Origin of the sequence: Candidatus Paralachnospira sp. LCP21S3_A2 (assembly GCF_052118925.1) — a bacterium.
GTDB lineage: Bacteria > Bacillota > Clostridia > Lachnospirales > Lachnospiraceae > Lientehia.
Window position 1 is genome coordinate 76,812 of record NZ_JBQKGG010000005.1, and the last position, 18,190, is coordinate 95,001.

At 52.7% G+C, this 18,190-nt stretch carries 16 protein-coding genes; 1 reads left to right on the forward strand and 15 read right to left on the reverse strand.

Annotated elements, in window-relative coordinates:
* Positions 1 to 32 precede the first annotated feature (32 nt).
* The 15 genes from ACTQ3K_RS06015 to ACTQ3K_RS06085 form a co-directional block, all read right to left on the reverse strand.
* On the reverse strand, positions 33 to 3,527 hold the full coding sequence (locus ACTQ3K_RS06015; RefSeq protein WP_441566330.1) for a hypothetical protein: 3,495 nt from the start codon (positions 3,525 to 3,527) through the stop codon (positions 33 to 35).
* A 2-nt stretch (positions 3,528 to 3,529) separates the two neighbouring features.
* Entirely contained in the window at positions 3,530 to 5,173 is a 1,644-nt protein-coding gene (locus ACTQ3K_RS06020) for a serine/threonine protein kinase (protein WP_441566328.1), read from the reverse strand.
* Positions 5,174 to 5,442: 269 nt separating this feature from the next.
* Entirely contained in the window at positions 5,443 to 6,462 is a 1,020-nt protein-coding gene (locus ACTQ3K_RS06025; RefSeq protein ID WP_441566326.1) for a stage V sporulation protein AD, read from the reverse strand.
* 14 nt (positions 6,463 to 6,476) lie between these two features.
* A complete protein-coding gene (locus tag ACTQ3K_RS06030) occupies positions 6,477 to 6,977 on the reverse strand; it encodes a SpoVA/SpoVAEb family sporulation membrane protein (protein WP_441566324.1) in 501 nt (166 codons plus the stop codon).
* Between the two features lie 23 nt (positions 6,978 to 7,000).
* The gene (locus ACTQ3K_RS06035) at positions 7,001 to 7,408 is read right to left on the reverse strand and encodes a stage V sporulation protein AB (protein WP_441566322.1); all 408 of its coding nucleotides are present in this window, start codon (positions 7,406 to 7,408) and stop codon (positions 7,001 to 7,003) included.
* Positions 7,398 to 8,069, reverse strand: coding sequence for a stage V sporulation protein AA (locus ACTQ3K_RS06040; RefSeq protein WP_441566320.1), 672 nt, complete (start codon positions 8,067 to 8,069; stop codon positions 7,398 to 7,400). The genes ACTQ3K_RS06035 and ACTQ3K_RS06040 overlap by 11 nt, the downstream gene beginning before the upstream one ends.
* Positions 8,017 to 8,253, reverse strand: a complete 237-nt coding sequence (locus tag ACTQ3K_RS06045; RefSeq protein ID WP_441566318.1) for a hypothetical protein — start codon at positions 8,251 to 8,253, stop codon at positions 8,017 to 8,019. The genes ACTQ3K_RS06040 and ACTQ3K_RS06045 overlap by 53 nt, the downstream gene beginning before the upstream one ends.
* Before the next feature lie 66 nt (positions 8,254 to 8,319).
* On the reverse strand, positions 8,320 to 9,033 hold the full coding sequence (gene sigF, locus ACTQ3K_RS06050) for an RNA polymerase sporulation sigma factor SigF (RefSeq protein WP_441566316.1): 714 nt from the start codon (positions 9,031 to 9,033) through the stop codon (positions 8,320 to 8,322).
* Positions 9,033 to 9,515, reverse strand: coding sequence for an anti-sigma F factor (gene spoIIAB, locus ACTQ3K_RS06055; RefSeq protein ID WP_441566315.1), 483 nt, complete (start codon positions 9,513 to 9,515; stop codon positions 9,033 to 9,035). The genes sigF and spoIIAB overlap by 1 nt, the downstream gene beginning before the upstream one ends.
* Before the next feature lies 1 nt (position 9,516).
* Positions 9,517 to 9,855, reverse strand: a complete 339-nt coding sequence (locus ACTQ3K_RS06060) for an STAS domain-containing protein (protein WP_441566314.1) — start codon at positions 9,853 to 9,855, stop codon at positions 9,517 to 9,519.
* Positions 9,856 to 9,979: 124 nt separating this feature from the next.
* The gene (locus ACTQ3K_RS06065; RefSeq protein WP_441566313.1) at positions 9,980 to 11,377 is read right to left on the reverse strand and encodes a tetratricopeptide repeat protein; all 1,398 of its coding nucleotides are present in this window, start codon (positions 11,375 to 11,377) and stop codon (positions 9,980 to 9,982) included.
* 8 nt (positions 11,378 to 11,385) lie between these two features.
* Positions 11,386 to 11,550, reverse strand: a complete 165-nt coding sequence (locus tag ACTQ3K_RS06070) for a hypothetical protein (protein WP_441566312.1) — start codon at positions 11,548 to 11,550, stop codon at positions 11,386 to 11,388.
* 297 nt (positions 11,551 to 11,847) lie between these two features.
* The gene (locus tag ACTQ3K_RS06075) at positions 11,848 to 13,140 is read right to left on the reverse strand and encodes a bifunctional folylpolyglutamate synthase/dihydrofolate synthase (protein ID WP_441566311.1); all 1,293 of its coding nucleotides are present in this window, start codon (positions 13,138 to 13,140) and stop codon (positions 11,848 to 11,850) included.
* An 8-nt stretch (positions 13,141 to 13,148) separates the two neighbouring features.
* Entirely contained in the window at positions 13,149 to 15,800 is a 2,652-nt protein-coding gene (locus ACTQ3K_RS06080) for a valine--tRNA ligase (RefSeq protein WP_441566310.1), read from the reverse strand.
* A 407-nt stretch (positions 15,801 to 16,207) separates the two neighbouring features.
* Complete coding sequence (locus tag ACTQ3K_RS06085; protein ID WP_441566309.1) at positions 16,208 to 17,542, reverse strand: MATE family efflux transporter; 1,335 nt, start codon at positions 17,540 to 17,542, stop codon at positions 16,208 to 16,210.
* A 141-nt stretch (positions 17,543 to 17,683) separates the two neighbouring features.
* Between ACTQ3K_RS06085 and ACTQ3K_RS06090 the strand changes: the two genes are divergently transcribed.
* Positions 17,684 to 18,142 (forward strand): Lrp/AsnC family transcriptional regulator, encoded by a 459-nt coding sequence (locus ACTQ3K_RS06090; protein ID WP_441566308.1) that lies wholly within the window; start codon positions 17,684 to 17,686, stop codon positions 18,140 to 18,142.
* Positions 18,143 to 18,190 lie beyond the last annotated feature (48 nt).

Genomic DNA, 18,190 nt, shown 5'->3' on the forward strand with positions numbered 1-18,190 from the left:
TTTTTTATTTTAACACACTTCCTTTCTTTTTTCTATCCCTCCGTATGTTTTGTTATCCTCCGGTATCTATACCAGCCTGCCCCGGTCAAGACTGTCAGCACTGCCAGCACTGCCATGCCTCGGTACGGAGACCGGAACAGCAGTACCAGTCCGTTCGGTGTCACCAGAAGTCTGAGCCGCCGGTATGCACCTGTTTCCGTCTCCGGCTCTTCTCCTGCCTCCTCCCCTGCTTCTCCGTTTGTTCCTGTGCCTTTGTCCGCCTCCGGCTTTCCGTTCCCTGCCCGGTCCCATACCCAGACCTGAACCGTCTGCCAGTCATCCTTCGCCTGAACCGTGATCTCGGTCTGTCCGTTGTTCTCCCGGATCAGCTTCTGGAGCGCCCCATCCTCCAGACATTGTTCCTCCTCGCCGATCCGGATCCGAATCCCGGCCAGCTCCATATTGTCCCAGGCAGACAGGCGCAGCTTTTTCTCCCGCTCCCGATAGCGTCCGCCATCCTTCGCGCCAGTGAGAATCACCGACGGCGGTGTTTTATCCACAGCAAACGAAAAACGGGCGCTTCTTTTCCACGTCTTCGGCGTTGTATTCCCCATTTGATTCCCGGCCCGGTCTCCCGAATAAAGAAAGATCTCATAATCGCCCTCCAAAGCAAACACATGGCTCAGAATCCGGATCCGGTAACATTTCCAGTCTTCCATCGTCTCCTCTGCTCCTCCTGTCTTCGTAAGCTCCTCCCGGAGATAATCCTCCTGATCCTTCAGTTCCTCCAGTACACCATCCCGGCTTACCGCCACCCGGTACTCCTCCACCTCATCCACATTATATTCCAGAACTGTAACCTCCCGTTCTTTCGAAAGATACGGATAGCTTCCGTCCTCCGGATAAAGCCAGACTGCCGTTTCTGTCTCCGGCAGATAGACCGATCCGAAACGATTTACGGAAAATGTTACGTTACGCTCCGCCCGGTTTCCGGCACGATCCATGGCAGAAACCGTCAGCCGGTAAAATCCGTCTGTTTCCTCCGTTTCCGGAAAGTTTTTTGATGAGAGCAGCCGCCAGACCTGTAAAATTTCCTGCTCATTCCCGCTTTTCAAGTCTGTTTCCAGACTTGCTTCTGTTTTCACTTCGTTTTCTGGTTTGTCTCCGTTCTCCATTTCCGCCCCCGTATCCTTCCAGACACCATTTCGAAATCGAAGTAATGAGGTCTGAACCGTTTCTTTCCGCAGATTCTGATCCTTCGCCGAAAGCCCGGCCTCCACCGTTCCGCGGTTGGCGGACCGGTCCGCCAGACCGTCCACCGTAAGCCGAGGTGCTTCTGTGTCAACCGTAAACAGCGGAGCTTCCCAGACCGTCTCATTTCCGGCCAGATCCGTACAGGAAAACCGAATATGATACATCCGGTTTTCTTCATATATGGTTTCTGCCAGATGCATTGGTCCGGAAGACTGAAATATCGGATTTTCGCTGTCCTCCGCCAAAAACAGTTCTTCAGAAAAGTTTTTTTCCTGTACCGCTACCATCGCTTTTCGAGCCGATGCAAAAAAGCCTTTCTGTGCCTGTTCCCCGCCATTTCCGCCATCTGCAAACTCCACCGTAAGCTCCGGCGGTGTCTGGTCAATGACAAAGGGCTCTGCCGACACTTCTGCTTCGTTTCCGGCCAGATCTGCTCCGTGAACGGAAACCGCATATTCCCCATCCGCGGAAAATACCATGGTCAGACGGTGTACTTCCCCGTCATGACTCCAGGCTCCGACCTGCGGTCCTTCCCCCTCTGTATTGGTAATGGACAAAGAGATCAGTTTTTCCGAGAAAAACGGTTCCCTTACTGTCAGGACAGCCGTCCGTTCCGCCGCATAATACTTTTCATTTTTCGGTTCCGCCTGATTAAATTCCAGCAAAAGCTCCGGCGGTCTGGAATCCAGAAGAAACCTTGTCTGTTCTTCGCTGCGGTTTCCCGCCTGATCCTCCGCCCAGACAACCAGCTCCAATTCCTGCTCCTCATAGCGGGAAAGAGGAAATTCCAATACCGTCTGAAAGGATTCTGCTCCGGCAAATGCCTCCGAAAAACTCCCCTGTTCCAATTCCTGCCCGCCATTTCCGTACAGACGATATCCTGCTGCCCGCAGGCCGGCCAGTGCTTCTCCTTCTCCCCGATCCTGAATTCCAATCACTGCTTTAACGCTGCTTCGATAACAAGGCTCCAGAACTCCGGCTTCTCCCTCCAATTCCACGAATATCTCCGGCCCCAGCGACTCCACCAGAATCCCCTCACTGGAAAAGTAACTCCACAATCCTGCATAATTCGTTACCTTTCCGTAAACTATGGTTTTCGTCCCGGTTTCCAGAAACAGGCTGTCTCCGGCTGTCCATGCTTTCTCCGGAAGTGCATCCAGCTCTGCTCTGGAAAGACCTTTTCCAGAGCAGTAATACTGAATCGGTTCCACCAGAGATAAGCTGTCAGAACCAGACAAACGTACAGGCACCCGTGTACCGGAAAGCAATCCGAAGCCCATTTGATCCCAAAAGCCTGTCCACTGGTGTCCCAGTGCCTCTGCCACACCCTGATCCGGCGGCGTCAGATCCACGGTAAACCGGTCCTCCGTCTTTGCTTCCGGTGCAATCGGATTTCCTGCCGGATCTGTATAAGAAATCTTTACCTCATATATCCCCTCTTCCGAAAATCGAAGCCTGCATTTATACCAGAAAAGCCCCCGTTCCGCTGCAGGCTCCCAGAAAACGTTTTCCGGTTCCGAAAAAGCGCCGTTTTTCCGGATCTCAATCACCGGAGGTTCTCCCTGTCTGAAATATTCCTCCTCCATATAGCACCACAGCTCTGCGGTCTGATTATAATAATCCGCATGACGGATCTTCTCCTGCTGCTCCCGTTCCAGAAGAAGCTTCGGAGCCTGCCGGTCGATCACCACGCTGCACTGCTGGTCCCAAACGGCCCGGTTCCCGGCCAGGTCATCGCAGGCGATCATTTCCAGCCGCCAGCTTCCCTCCTGTAAAAAGCGCAGCCGCACCGTATAAACTCCAGGTGCCTCCTCCGTCCATTCTCCGGCCTCCAGAGTTCCTTTTTCTGCCCCCTCCAGGCCTCTCCAGCCACCTGTCCCATAAGAAAGCAAAAGCTCCGATCCCCGTTTATCGCTAAGCTGTATTCTCAACGTTTCCGGATCCGGGTTCTTTTCCCGAACTGTCACGACTGCCTCTGCCGTTTCCCGGAAAAACACATATGTTCCGAAGCCCGTTGTTCCGTTTTCCGTCTCCCCGCTTTTTGAATAAAACTGAACAGAAATGGACGGCTCCTCTGCCAGTGAAATAAAGCCGGGAATCAAAAATAACACGGCCACCGCCAGGGACAGGACCGCCAGCGATATGACAGACACGGTCACCCGCAGTAAAATCCTTCGATTCCGAAACAGCTTCATCCGTACCCCAAGTATTCCCACCGTCACAAGTCCCAGAAGCGCCAGGACCGCCAGCGTCCATGACAGACTATAATACCAGCTTATCATTCCCCGTTCCATCCCTATTCTCCCTTCTCTTTTTGTTTCAATACCTTCAATGTTTGTTCCGCCAGTGATTCCGCCGTCTTTACTTCCTCGAACAGCTGTCCTTCGTAGGTGCTTTCAATCTGACCCTCCCAGACCGCTGCCTGTGTCTCAACCTGCTTCAATGCCTGTTCCATCTGTCCCGTTCCAATTCCGTCCCGATAAAACAGGGATCCGCAGTCCGCCAGACGCCCGGCCAGTTCTCTTGCTGCCACCAGCGCAGTAATCCGGTTGTCCTTCTGTTCCAGCTCCAGCCTTGAAAGCTCCTCCAGGTCTTTCCAGTAATCTGCATAAGAAACCTGCGGATCTCCCGATTTTTTTTCTTTCCCCAGACCGTCCCAGTAGGAAGCAATCCTTCCCAGAAGCCTTGTCCGAAGTGTTTCCCCCTCTGTCAGATGTGCATTGTTTTCCTCCGCCAGACGAAACCAGACTGCCGATGCGCCCCGTCCTCCGGCCCCCTCATATTCATAAAAGTATGCCAGACCGATCCGATAAGCCGCCCTTCCGCAGGCAGCTCCGCCTCGCTGCAGTCTGGACCGGACAGTTCCAAGCCCACTCTCCGACCGGAGAAGCTCCTGAAACTGCCGTTCCTCCGAAACGGAAAAGCTCCCATCGGTTTCCACATAAATTTCCAGCAGCTGCTCATATGCCTCCGGCCGCTGCGGCTCCAGAAGGATTGCCTGTTCACACAACGCTTCTGCTTCCTCTTCGGAAACACTGCCCTCTGCCTCCAATAGCAATGATTCATAAAACACTCCCTGCCGGCTCCGTCCGGCCAATGCCAGCCCCAGACTGCTTCCCGCCAGGAGCAGCGATACAACTGCCAGAATCAGACAGCCGCTTCGAAGACGCATACTCCACATCCTCTGATGCCCGGTCTGTGTCCGAAACGCCAGAAGCTCCTCCTCCAGAATCCGACAGGAAGAAAACCTTCGTTTCGGCTCCACTCTGGTACAGGTTTGAAGGATCCGTTCCATACCGGCAGACAGTTCTCTTCCTTCTTTTCCCTGCCTCTTCATGCCGCCCAGCGCATCATACAAAACCATTCCGAGACCGTAAATATCCGTTTCCGGCCCGGTCTGTCCACGCCCTCCGTACTGCTCCGGCGCAGCATAGCCTCTGGTTCCCAGCCAGACTGTATCCCCCGTCTGATCCTCCTTCCGTTCTCTGGCTGTTCCGAAATCGATCAGAACCAGCCTCCCGTCCGGGCGCAGGATCAGATTTGACGGCTTCAGATCCCGGTGGATCACCGGCGGACGCCGCTCATGCAGATAAGAAAGGACCCGGCAGAGCTGGATTCCCCAGTCTGCTGCCTGCTCCTCCGATACCGGCCCATGACTGCCCAGATAGGCACTCAGAGTTTCCCCCTCCACATATTCCATGACCAGATATCGCCGTCCGTCTTCCTCCAGAATATCCATGATGGCAGAAAGCCCCGGATGGGACAGCTTTTTTAACAGGTCCGTCTCCATGATCAGCGCCTGCCCCTGAAGCTCCTTCACCGCCGCCGGACGGTCTGTTCGGATCTGCCTTGCCAGCCAGACCGTTCCATGTCCGCCCCGGCCCAGCAGACCTTCCAGACGGTATAGTCCGCCCAGCACCACGCCGGAAGCGCAGTCCATGCTCCCACCTCCTGTCTCTTTTACAGCTTCCATATTTGTTTTCATTTCGTTCTAGTTCTATTGGAATTATCCGGGAGAATCCCCGATCATAAAGAAAAAGATATGTACGCGGAACACCTCTGTTTCATATTCCGCTTTTTTGATACTGCCTATTCTATCCTGAATCAGCTGCGGTTTCAAGAACTTTATCCAGATAAATACAGACATTTCCACCATGTCGGCGCCAAACAGAGCAGTTTCCCACAATTTACCGACAAATATCACCATGTTCAGCAGTGCTCTAAAATCACTCCATGCGCGATCCCCGGAACGCTGTTTCCTTCATTGAAGCTTACACTGGAAAGCAATGCACCGGTCGGCAGGAACAGCACCCGCTGCCACTGGCCGGTCATCAGCTTCGGAAGGATTTCCGCTGCCAGCACAAGGGCCGAACAGCCGCAGCCGCTTCCGCCGGAGTGGGTATCCTGCGTTTCGGCGTCAAAGATCATGGTTCCGCAGTCCCGGTGCTGCCGCCGGATATCATGCCCCCGGCTCTTCATAAAATCCAGAAGGATCGTTGTTCCGACCTGCCCCAGATCTCCGGTGATGATCCGGTCATAATCCTCCGGCTCCCGCTCAAAATCCTCCAGGCTGCGGCAGATGGTATCACAGGCCGCCGGTGCCATGCAGGCCCCCATATTCATGGAATCCTTTAATCCCATGTCCACGATCCGCCCCGGCGTGATCCCGCTGATCCGCACCGATCCGCCCTTCTTTCCCAGAATAAATGCCCCGCTGCCGGTCACCGTCCATGTGGTCGAAAGCGGACGCTGATTCCCGTATTCCAACGGAAAACGGAACTGCTTTTCCGCGCTGGCAAAATGGCTGGAGGACAAGGCCATCACATAATCCGCATACCCGGCCTCTACTGTCATGGCCCCGAGACAGAGAGCCTCCCCGATGGTGGAGCATGCCCCGTATAATCCAAACAGCGGCAGTTCCAGATCCACGGTTCCAAAGGATGTTGCAATGAGCTGCCCCAGAAGATCCCCGGCGAAAAGATAGCGTACCTCGCTGCGCACCAGTCCGGCCCGTTCAATGACCAGATCGGCCGCCTCTTTCTGGAGTGCACTCTCCGCCTCCTCCCAGTTTTCACAGCCAAGAAGCGGATCCGGCTCAATGATATCAAATTGTTCCCCTAACGGCCCTTCCCCCTCCTTTTTTCCGGCGACCGACGCCTTTCCAAGGATCTGCGGCCCGTTTTCAAAGGCCAGACTTGCCTTTCCTCTCTGATAACGCTTTCGTTCCATGTCCGATTCCTCCGTTATGCCCAGTAAATGCCGATCCAGTCCAGAATACAGTAAAGAATGCCCAGAATCCAGCTTGAAAAGATCCCATAGAGGATTACCGGCCCGGCAATGGTAAAGATTTTACAGCCGATACCAAATACCTGTCCCTCTTTTTTGTATTCGATGGCCGGAGAGACAACCGAATTGGCAAAGCCGGTGATGGGAACCAGTGCGCCCGCTCCGCCGAAGGTCACAATCTTCGGGAACAGGTTCAGCCCGGTCAGGATCACTGCGGCCCCGATGAGGATCAGAAGCGTCCAGGCACCGGCCGCCTCCCGCTCCACACCGTTTTCCTGAAACAGGTACAGCAGTCCCTGGCCGATGGTACAGATGATGCCGCCGGTTACGAACGCCCGCAGGACATTCCAGACCGGATTATGCGTGGGCGTTACCTGCTTTACATAAGCCTCATATTCCTCCGGACTCATGGCGCTTCCCACCCGGCTGTCCGGTGCCTTCTGTTTTTCCTGATCCATAAATCCTCCTTTAAATGCCTCCTTTAAAAGAAGTGATATAACGCCCCGCAGAGTTTTCCGGCCGCAATCCCCAGGATCACATACTGGAGCCCTGTGGACAGGCGGATCCGGCGGCTGAGCACCGGAACAGAATCCAGCGTCTCCGCCAGCGACATGATCAGACACCCGACAAAGATACCGGAGCCAAGTCCCATGAGCACCAGCAGCGGAAAGCCTCCGGGCAGGGACGGCCGATACAGATACACCACATTTCCCGCTGTCCCGCCGAAAACGATCATATCCTCAAAGAGCCGTACATGCTTCGCCGTATGAGTCTTCCCGATGAGCCGCACCACCACGCCTATGGTAACAATAAAGGCAAAAACGCCCGCCGCAATGATCCCGCCGGCACTCAGTCCGATCAGTGCAAGCAGTCCTTCTTTAAGTAACATCAACTCCGGATTCCTCCCTCCCGGCATTTTTGATCAGCGTCTGGTTCACATCCGTCTCATAGGTCCGCATCTGAACCTCAATGGGCGTCGGATCCTTAGACAGTGCCACTCTGGAAAAATGATTAAAAAACACCAGGATCCCGATGGGAAGCCCAATGGAATAGGTCAGCTCCAGCACCGTCGCTCCCTGCGGCTTCTGCCCCATGACTCCCTCATAGATCATGGCAAACAGCTCGCCCACATTTCCGTCATTATTAAAGGTCATGATAGCAAAGGCTGCGCCGAAAAACGTGATCAGGCAGACTGCCGCCGTTTTTATCCATTCCCAGACCTGTCCGGCACGGGGCTTCGGCTGATAATCAATGATGCAGTCCGTCTCACCGATACTGTTTACCTCGATCTGATCGGAGATCTTCTCCAGCTTTTCAATGAGCTCCATAACCGACAGCACATAGCGCTCCGGCTTTTCCGAAGGCACATGAAGGACCTTGAGTGCCAGACAGCGGTTCTCGATGGACTTATTGCGGCACCACAGCTCCCCCAGCTGGGACAGAAACACCTCCCGCTCATGGACCTCCGTATTCTGAGACAGCTTTAAATAAACGACCTCACTCATGACAGCCCATGGCCTTTCCGACAGAGTCAATCGTTTTCTCTGCACAGTTTTTCGCCTCTTTCATGAACCGGTCTGTGGTTTTCCCCACCTTTTCTCCCGCATGTTGCATAACCTCCACAAGCATTCCGCGGCTCTGTCCGTCCTGTCCCATCCGGTAAATCGCATACAGTGCGATCACCGTTACTGCCGCCAGGATCAAAAGCCCAAAAAGCCATTTTTTCGTACTCATAGAACCACTCCTTCCTGAGAGTAGTATGGTCCCGGCCACCGTCCTTTATACATCCGAAACACATTTTCAGAATTTCTTTCTCATGGTACCCAGGATCTTTTTCTCCATGCGGGAAACCTGCACCTGAGATACCCCCAGCTCTTTCGCCACCTGCGTCTGGGTCTTGTCCATATAATAGCGCATGATAATGAGCCTGGCGTCCTGAGGCGGAAGCTCCCGCAGAAGCCGCCGGATCGTCAGCTTGTCCAGGACCTCCTCATCCTCCCGATTTTTATCCTCCAGCTTGTCGATAAGGCTGATGGCACTCCCGTCCCCGTGGTAAATGGTCTTATAAAGGGATTCCACCTCTGCCCCGGCTTCCAGCGCAGCCGCCAGCTCCATCGGTTCCACCTCCATGGAACCGGCCAGCTCCGACAGGGTCGGTTCCCGCCCCAGCTTTGTTCCAAGCCGCTCCCGTTCCCTTCTTGCCTTTACTGCCAGCTCCTTCACCGAGCGGCTGATCTTGATCATCCCGTCATCCCGCAGGAACCGCTTGATCTCGCCGGTAATCATAGGTACTGCATAGGTGGAAAACCGCACCTCGAAGCCCAGATCAAACTTGTCAATGGCCTTTAAAAGCCCGATGCTTCCGATCTGAAACAGATCCTCCGACTCCGCCCCTCTTCCCAGAAAGCGGCGCACCACGCTCCAGATCAGCCCTGTATTTTCCGATACCAGTCTGTCCCTTGCCTCTTTATCCCCCTCGTGTGCCCGTCGGATCAGCTCCATGGTCTCGTCCATTACTTCCTCCGCCCCAGCTCCTTTTCCATGGTCACGACAGTTCCCGCTCCCGGCGCCGATTCCACTTCCACCTTGTCCATAAACGCCTCCATAAAGGAAAATCCCATGCCAGACCGTTCTCTGGAGGGCTTCGAGGTATAAAGCGGCTCCATGGCACGCTTCACATCCTCGATCCCCACGCCATCGTCCCGTACCTCCACCGACAGGATCCGGTCACGGATCGTCAGCTTCATATGTACAATCCCCTTCCGATTTTCATATCCGTGGATAATTGCATTTGTCACAGCCTCCGATACGGCTGTTTTAATATCGTCCAGCTCCTCCACCGTCGGATCCAGCCGGGCCGCAAATACAGCCGTCACCACTCTGGCAAACTGCTCGTTTCTTGACCGGCTCTCAAAGGAAATTTCCACCGTTTCCTGCTCGTTCCTGCTCCATTCCGTTTCCTGCTCCGTTTCACCAAATACTTTCTTTTCCTCCATGTCACTCTCCTCCCTCTATGGTCCGCTCATCCCAGTCCCCGATGATCTGATAGATCCCGGACATTTCCAGGATCCTGGAAAGCCTCGGCGGAACATGACGTACATAAACACTTCCGCCGGCCGCCCGCAGTTCCTTGTACCGCCCAAGCAGCATACCGATCCCCGCACTGTCCATGAACTGCGTATCCTTAAAATCAAATACCAGACTGCGGATCCGCTGGATCTCCCGCGCCCTTCGGATCTGTTCCTTGATCTCGTCGCTGCTGTGATGATCCACCTCTCCGGGCATCTGTACATACAGCACATTCCCCCTCATTTTCCAGCATGTCCCCTGTTCCAATTTTTATACCTCCTGTTCCAATATAGTTATGGTTCACATCCGTTTTTCATAAAATATAAGAAGACCCCATACGTTTCCGTACACGGTCTTCTCTTTCGTTTCTCTGTTCTTTTTTCGTTTGTCTTTAATAGCCTCTCTGAGCCGCCGCCTGCTGTCCCCAGACAGTGGACGAATAGGCTGGATTATTGATCAGCTGATTATAATACTCCACGGCTGTCGGCCAGTCGCTCTTGTTCTGGTAGCAGACCCCCGTATAGAAGATCACCTCCGGATAATCCGGCTGCTTCTCCAGGCATTTCGCAAAGTAGGCAAGTGCCTTATCCCAGTCTCTTGCATCATAAGCCGCCTTGCCGATGGCAAAGAGGTTCTGAACAGCACTGTCGTTGAACTCGGTACTCAGGGACTGGTACACACTCTGGAAGGTCTCATTGGTCACCAAACTGGAATCAATGGACTCCAGCGAATCCATGGCGCCGATATAATCGCCGTCCGCCTTCAGCTTCAGCACATTGAGCAGCTTGTTGTATTCGTTGATGATGCCGCCCTCTCCGGTGTAGGCAGACAGCTCGCCCTCCAGACTGGACTTCTCATTATTCAGGGAATCGATCTGCCCCTGAAGGCTGGTGATCGTCGTATCACGCTCGGAAATCTTCTCATTGTACGATAAGATCCCGCTGTTGAAATCGGCATTCAGCTTCCGCTCCTTCACCGGCAGAAGCAGGAAATAGGTAAACAGAACACCGACAACCAGCCCCACTGCCAGCAGAAGCACCGTAGCCCAGCTCCCTGTTCCCTCGTGGTAGGTGGGCACAATGGCCTCGTCCCGCATGGTCTGGTCAAACAGCTCCTTCTCCTGGATCTTCTTCGCCTGCCGTCGGCTCTTTTCCTTCGCGATATCCTTCCGGTTTCTCGCGATCTCCCTTAACTCCTCCAGATATTCCAGTGCCACCGTGTTGTTCACATCAATGGCGAGGACCGCCTTCAGCGTTTTCTCCGCCTTGGCATACTCCTCCTTTTTCAGGTAAAGAAGCCCCAGCAGCTGATACGCCTTCACAAACTTCGGGTTCATGCTGATAACCTTTTTCGCCTGAAGAAGCGCCAGATCCTCACTGTCATGACGCGCATAATAAAGCGCCTGATTGAACTTCTTTAAGGTCTGGTCCATCTGGTTTAACTTGGACTGTCTCGACTGCAGCTTTTTCAGATAATCAGCCGCCAGATTTTCATCCGGCTGGAGATTCTTGCTGATGACCCACTCCGCCAGGGCGTCCACCGTCTCTCCCATCTCAAAATAGACAAGACCGAGAAGATTTCTGGCATCGGTATTCTTCTTATAGAGATCCAGACTTTTTTTCAGATATACGGCGGCGCCGGAAAGATCCCGGACCTTCGCCTTTTCCAGACCGATGTTATAATAGGTGTTGGAAAGGCGCACCACCTTTTTATACAGGGTTACATCATGCCCGCAGAAATTACAGAAATTCCCGTTTCCGAGCTGATGATGACAATATAAACACTCCATACTGCTTCCTACTCTCTGTGGTCCTCTTCCTCATACTGACCGTACTGTTCTTTCATAAACTCCACCATGATATCCGTCACATCAGTGATATCCCGGTTTACAATGGTATCACCCACATGGTCAATGTCACGGCTGGGCTTGAACTTTGCCAGTTCTTCCTCAAAATTCAACATCCTGTTTCTTCCTTTCTGAACCGTTTCACTGTCTGCAGTACCTCCGAAGAAGCTCCCGCATCTGCAGAGCTTCTCCACCGGATTGTTGCAGAACCTTAAAGAATAAGTATACCATATCCTGCCCGGTTTTCACACCGGAAATTTCCTACAATCCGTAAGAACAAATTCTTAAGATTTTCATAAGCCCTTATTCTCCGGCACTGAAACTATACTACTATACTTCCGTCCATTTGACAATGAAAAAAGGACGACAAAAACTGTCACCCTTTTTCCGTACTCCTGTATTTCAGGCTGTATTTATGCCTCTTCCTTCTTTAAAACAGCCTTGACGCTCCCTGCCAGATACAGTGATCCGACGATAAATACCAGATCCTCCGCTGTCTTTTTCTCTCTGGCAAAGGCAAAGGCCTCCTCGATCTTTCCGAAACTCCAGACAGGCTTGTCTGTCTTTTTCTGAAAGGTTTCCAGAATGTTCTTTAACGGCAAAGCCCGATAGCTGTCCAGCTCCGTTAAGATAAACCCGTCAAAATCGGCCTGGGTACAGATCTCATCGATCATGGTCTCATAATCCTTCTCCACAACCGCGGAAAAGAGAAGATACTTCTTCCCCCGGCAGGGCATCTTTACCACCGTTTCGATAAAGACGCGGATCCCGTCATCATTGTGGGCGCCGTCCATGAAGATTCCCGGCAGCACCGGCTCCATGCGGCCCGGCCAGGAGGTATGGGCAAGCGCATTCTTTAACATATCCTGCGAAACCGATTCTCCGAACAGCACCTGACACGCCATCAGCGCCAGCGATGCATTCATGGCCTGATAATCCGCCACAAAGGGAACATGGAACTGTGCCCCGTCATAAGGAGCTTTGTTCAGGCTGAACGCAATCCCCGAAAGGCTTCGCTCCGTGATCACAAAATCTTCCGGCCTTACGCAGACCGCAGGGGCATGAAGCGCTTCGGCCTGCTCCCGGATCACCCTCTCCGCCTCCGGGCTGGAGCCGTCATAAACCACCGGACAGCCGGGCTTTATGATACCGGCCTTCTCCGCCGCGATCTTAGGGATCGTATCACCCAGGATCTCGGTATGATCCAGACTGATGGAAGCAATGATGCAGACTGCCGGATGTTCGATCACATTGGTCGCATCCAGCCTGCCTCCCAGTCCCACCTCCAGAACCGTCGTGTCCACCTGTTTTTCCCGGAAGATCACCATTCCGATCAGGAACAGGAACTCAAAGTAGGAGGGATGGACAATCTCCTCTTTTTTCGTCTCACAAAGATCATAGATCCGGTGGAAGGCCGCCAGAAAGGTCTCGTCATCGACCTGTTTTCCGTCGATGAGAAACCGTTCGGTGATATCCACCAGATGGGGGGAGGTAAACGTTCCCACATGATGGCCGCTCTCTAAAAGGGCACTGGTCATAAAAGCACAGACCGAACCCTTTCCATTCGTACCGGCCACATGGACAAACCGCTGTCCCTCCTCCGGATGCCCCAGAAGGGCAAGGATCTTCCGCTCATTTTCCATGGTAGTCTTCTTGGAAAAACGCGGGATCCCATTGAGATACTCTTCTGCCTCTTTGATATTCATACGATGCCTCAGTTCTGTTTCTCAAGCTGGCAAAGGCGCTCCTTCACCTGCTCCATCATCTGTTCATACTTGGCAAGCTTTGCTTTTTCTTCATTGATCTTTGCTTCCGGCGCACGCTTTACAAAGTTCTCGTTGCCCAGCATGCCTCTGGAACGGGCAAGCTCCTTATTTAAGTTTGCCTCCTCCTTCTTTAACCGCTCGATCTCCTTTTCCACATCAACCAGCTCGGCGAAGGGCATGTAGATCACAGCCTTTGCGGTCACTGCTGAAACAGCATCCTCAGAGATTCCGGTCTTATCGGCCTGAACATCCACCTGATTTGCATAGCCCAGGGTTCCGAAGAATACCTTGCTGTTCTCAAAGATCTCACGGACACCGGCATCCTCGGACACTACAAATACATGAGCCTTTCTGCTGGGCGGAACGTTCATGGAGGTACGGACATTCCGGATCGCACGGACTGCTTCCTTGATGATCTCAACTGCCTCCTCTTCCTTCTCAAAGCTCCACTCTGCCCTGTACTCCGGCCATCTGGAGATCATGATGGACGCTTCCTCATCCTGAAGGGTACAGAAAATTTCCTCGGTGATGAACGGCATGTACGGATGCAGAAGCTTTAAGGACTGGATCAGGACCGTCTTCAGAGTCCAGAGTGCTGCCGCCTTGGTCTGATCCTCATCGTTGTACAGACGGGGCTTCACCATCTCAATGTACCAGTCGCAGAAGCTCTCCCAGATAAAGTCATAGATCTTCTGAAGTGCAATGCCCAGCTCATACTTATCCAGATTCTCGGTCACATCCTTTGCCAGGGTATTGACCTTGGACAGGATCCATCTGTCTGCCATGGTAAGCTCCGAAAGAGCCACTTCACGAACAGGAGCCTTCTCCATGTTCATCATAATGAAACGGGAGGCGTTCCATACCTTATTGGCAAAATTCCGGCTTGCTTCTACACGCTCCCAGTAGAAACGCATATCATTTCCAGGGGCATTTCCGGTGATCAGTGTCATACGCAGCGCATCTGCGCCGTACTTGTCAACCACCTCCAGCGGATCGATTCCGTTTCCGAGGGACTTGCTCATCTTCCGTCCCTGGGAATCGCGGACAAGGCCATGGATCAGAACCGTGTGGAACGGCTCCTTTCCAGTCTGCTCAAGGCCGGAGAATACCATTCGGATCACCCAGAAGAAGATAATGTCATAGCCGGTTACCAGCACATCGGTGGGATAGAAGTACTCAAACTCCGGTGTCTTTTCCGGCCAGCCAAGGGTCGAGAACGGCCACAGCGCCGAGCTGAACCAGGTATCCAGCGTGTCCTCATCCTGTACCATATGGGTGCCGCCGCACTTCGGGCACTTTTCCGGAGCGTCCTTCGCTACTACCATTTCCCCGCAGTCACTGCAGTAATAAGCCGGAATCCGATGGCCCCACCAAAGCTGTCTGGAAATACACCAGTCGCGGATATTTTCCAGCCAGTGGAGATAGGTCTTTCCGAAGCTCTCGGGAACGAACTTTAACCGGCCGCTCTTCAATGCCTCGATGGCGGGCTTTGCCATCTCGTCCATGCGGACAAACCACTGCTGCTTCACCATGGGCTCGATGGTCGTCTTGCACCGGTCATGAGTTCCGACATTATGGGAATGGGGAACGATCTTCACTAAGAGCCCCTGCTCCTCCAGATCCTTCACCATGGCTTTTCTTGCTTCATAGCGGTCCATACCGGCGTACTTTCCGCCCTTTTCATTGATGGTCGCATCATCGTTCAGGATATTGATCTCTTCCAGGTTATGACGCTTTCCCACCTCAAAGTCGTTGGGGTCATGAGCCGGTGTGATCTTTACGCAGCCGGTTCCGAATTCCTTATCGACATACTCATCGGCAACTACAGGGATCTCCCGTCCTACCAGCGGCAGGATCAGCATTTTGCCGACCAGATCCTTATACCGCTCATCATCGGGATGAACCGCCACAGCAGTATCACCGATCAGTGTCTCCGGTCTGGTGGTCGCAATTTCCACATATCGTCCCGGCTCATCCTTTACCGGGTAGTTGATATGCCAGAAGAATCCATCCTGTTCCTCATGCACAACCTCAGCATCCGAAATCGAGGTCTTGCACTCCGGACACCAGTTGATGATTCTGGAGCCTTTATAAATATATCCTTTTTCATACAGACGGATAAATACTTCCTTCACGGCATTGGAGCAGCCCTCGTCCATGGTGAACCGCTCTCTGTCCCAGTCTGCCGAGGATCCCAGCTTCTTTAACTGCTTTACGATCCGTCCGCCGTACTCCTTCTTCCAGTCCCAGGCATACTTTAAGAATTCCTCTCTGGTGAGATCCTCTTTGTTGATGCCCTCGCTTCTCAGCTTGTCGATGACCTTTACCTCGGTCGCGATGGCGGCATGGTCGGTGCCCGGCTGCCACAGTGCGGAATAGCCCTGCATCCGCTTATACCGGATCAGGATATCCTGCATGGTATTGTCCAGCGCATGTCCCATGTGAAGCTGGCCGGTGATGTTCGGCGGCGGCATTACGATGGTAAAGGGTTTTTTGCTTCTGTCCACTTCGGCATGGAAATATTTCTTTTCCATCCACTTGTCATAGAGGCGCTCTTCGATCGCCCCCGGATTATAGGTTTTCTCCAGTTCCTTGCTCATAAAATTCCTCCTGAATTTCATTTTATTCCACAGGCGGCAGTTTCCTGTGAAATAAAAATGCCCTCTGCCTTACGGCAAAGGGCGAATGTCTCGCGGTACCACCTTTATTCGGCTGTTTCCAGCCATCTCACAGCCCGGTAACGGGGGCGAATCGGAGCCGCTTACTAGTTTGGTTAACGTTCAGCCGCCCGGCTCGGAAGCTACCTTCCACTGGTGCTTTCTCGGACCGTCTCTCAGCCGGTGAACCGTCCTCTCTTTCAGCGCCGCCAATGTACTCCTCTTCTTCACAGCCTGTTGCATGGATAAATTCAAGTCTAACGGTGATTATACTATATCCGGAGAGTTTTGTAAAGTAGGGGATTTGCCCTGCGATCAACAAACTGATACCGGTCCATTTATGCCATGGTTCAGGCGAGAAGCGCCTTCCTTCGGGCTTTGTAGTAGAACAAACCGGCGATATCCGCCAGGGCCCAGCCAATTGGAACCGACCACCAGATACCGGTCACTCCGAATACAGGCAGCGCAGACAGCAGGTAAGCCAGTGCAACACGAGTACCTAAGGAGATGACCGTAAGGACAACGCTCATCCCCGGCTTCCCCAGCGCACGGTACAGGCCATAGAGCAGAAACAGGCAGCCTATGCCACAGTAAAATACACCTTCTATACGCAGATAGCGCACGCCCTCCATAATAACCCCGGTTTCTCCGGCATCCACAAAAATCGTCATAAGCGGTCTGGCAAACAGGAAGACGAGTGTGGATATGACCAGACAGAACGACATGGAAATGCATATCGCACTTTTCAGACCGGAACGGATTCGTTCATTCTCCTTTGCTCCGTAATTCTGTGCGATAAATGTAGAAAAGGCATTTCCGAAATCCTGTACCGGCATATAGGCAAACGCATCGATTTTCACAGCGGCAGCAAAGGCAGCCATTACGACCGGCCCGAAGCTGTTGACAAGTCCCTGTACCATAAGAATACCGAGGTTCATGACCGATTGCTGAACACAGGTCAGTGTGGAAAAGGAAATGATTCCGCGGATGCGTTCTCTCCGCAGACATCGAATGTTCCCGATTGAGCGCACCTGCGGGAAACGCATAAAGGTGTACACAGTGATGCCGATGCCTGAAAGATACTGGGCAATTACCGTTGCCTCTGCGGCTCCGGCAACCCCTCTGTTTAATCCGATCACAAACCAGAGATCAAGGACAATATTCAGCCCGGCTGAAACTGCCAGAAAAACCAGCGGTATGACAGAATTGCCGATTGCCCTCAGATAAGAGGCAAAATAGTTGTACAGGAAAATGGCAGGGATCCCCATGAAAATCACAGCCAGATATTCCCGCATGTCACCCCAGACCTCGGCGGGAACCCGCAGAAACGTCCGAAGCCCGTCCAGGCAGATCACTATCAGGCCATTCAGAAGCACTGTAACGAATGCAATGAAAAAAAAGGATGCACAGAGATTTTCGCGCAGAGCCGTTTCATTCCGCTGTCCGAAGCATATGGAAAACAGAGCACCGCTCCCCATACACAGTCCAAGGATAATTGAAGTCAAAAATGTCATCAGCGTAAAGGATGATCCAACTGCTGCCAGGGCATCCCGCCCAAGGAACTGTCCGACAATCAAAGTGTCAGCAATGTTATAGCACTGCTGAAGCAGATCACCTAAAATCATGGGAATGGCAAACAACAGCATCGACTTGATAACAGAGCCCTTTGTTAAATCCCGGTTCATAATGTGCCTCTGAAACGTAAGTTTATAATTACAATCCGAAACAATTATAGCGTACTGCAACTATCATGTCAATATCCGGTTTACTTTTGGAAAGAAGCGTGTTATTCTAATCCCAGAAATCATGTTATCGGAGGATTGCTTATGTATTTAGACGGACTGGATGGATTAGATCAGAAAATCGTACGGCTGCTGATAGAGAATGCACGCATTTCCTATTCCGATATTGGAGAGAATATCGGCATATCAAGAGTCGCGGTAAAGGCCCGGATTCAGGCGCTGGAGCAGAAAGGCATTATCGAGGAATATACTACCGTCATCAATCCCCAGAAAATCAGCGGAGCGGTGTCATGCTATTTTGAAATCGAAACAACACCGAGCTGCCTTTCAAAGGTCACAGAAATATTGAAGCTGCATGATACGGTTACGCAGATCTACCGTGTGACAGGGCAGGACAAGCTACATGTTCACGCTGTCGCCTCTTCCTCCGAAGAAATGGAGACCTTTCTGCACACGGTCATTGACACATTGCCCGGTGTGGTCAGCTGCAGCTGCAATATGATCCTGTCACGCATTAAGGACATAAAGGGGCTGCGCTTATAGGTTTTTCGGCATCCTCTGGCGGCATCGTGTCCACTTCCGTTCCTTCAT

Coding starts and splice junctions, on each gene's coding strand:
- ACTQ3K_RS06015 (WP_441566330.1), bottom strand. CDS start 3,527: ATGGAACGGGGAATGATAAGCTGGTATTATAGTCTGTCATGGACGCTG.
- ACTQ3K_RS06020 (WP_441566328.1), bottom strand. CDS start 5,173: ATGGACTGCGCTTCCGGCGTGGTGCTGGGCGGACTATACCGTCTGGAA.
- ACTQ3K_RS06025 (WP_441566326.1), bottom strand. CDS start 6,462: ATGGAACGAAAGCGTTATCAGAGAGGAAAGGCAAGTCTGGCCTTTGAA.
- ACTQ3K_RS06030 (WP_441566324.1), bottom strand. CDS start 6,977: ATGGATCAGGAAAAACAGAAGGCACCGGACAGCCGGGTGGGAAGCGCC.
- ACTQ3K_RS06035 (WP_441566322.1), bottom strand. CDS start 7,408: ATGTTACTTAAAGAAGGACTGCTTGCACTGATCGGACTGAGTGCCGGC.
- ACTQ3K_RS06045 (WP_441566318.1), bottom strand. CDS start 8,253: ATGAGTACGAAAAAATGGCTTTTTGGGCTTTTGATCCTGGCGGCAGTA.
- sigF (WP_441566316.1), bottom strand. CDS start 9,033: ATGGACGAGACCATGGAGCTGATCCGACGGGCACACGAGGGGGATAAA.
- spoIIAB (WP_441566315.1), bottom strand. CDS start 9,515: ATGGAGGAAAAGAAAGTATTTGGTGAAACGGAGCAGGAAACGGAATGG.
- ACTQ3K_RS06065 (WP_441566313.1), bottom strand. CDS start 11,377: ATGGAGTGTTTATATTGTCATCATCAGCTCGGAAACGGGAATTTCTGT.
- ACTQ3K_RS06070 (WP_441566312.1), bottom strand. CDS start 11,550: ATGTTGAATTTTGAGGAAGAACTGGCAAAGTTCAAGCCCAGCCGTGAC.
- ACTQ3K_RS06075 (WP_441566311.1), bottom strand. CDS start 13,140: ATGAATATCAAAGAGGCAGAAGAGTATCTCAATGGGATCCCGCGTTTT.
- ACTQ3K_RS06080 (WP_441566310.1), bottom strand. CDS start 15,800: ATGAGCAAGGAACTGGAGAAAACCTATAATCCGGGGGCGATCGAAGAG.
- ACTQ3K_RS06085 (WP_441566309.1), bottom strand. CDS start 17,542: ATGAACCGGGATTTAACAAAGGGCTCTGTTATCAAGTCGATGCTGTTG.
- ACTQ3K_RS06090 (WP_441566308.1), top strand. CDS start 17,684: ATGTATTTAGACGGACTGGATGGATTAGATCAGAAAATCGTACGGCTG.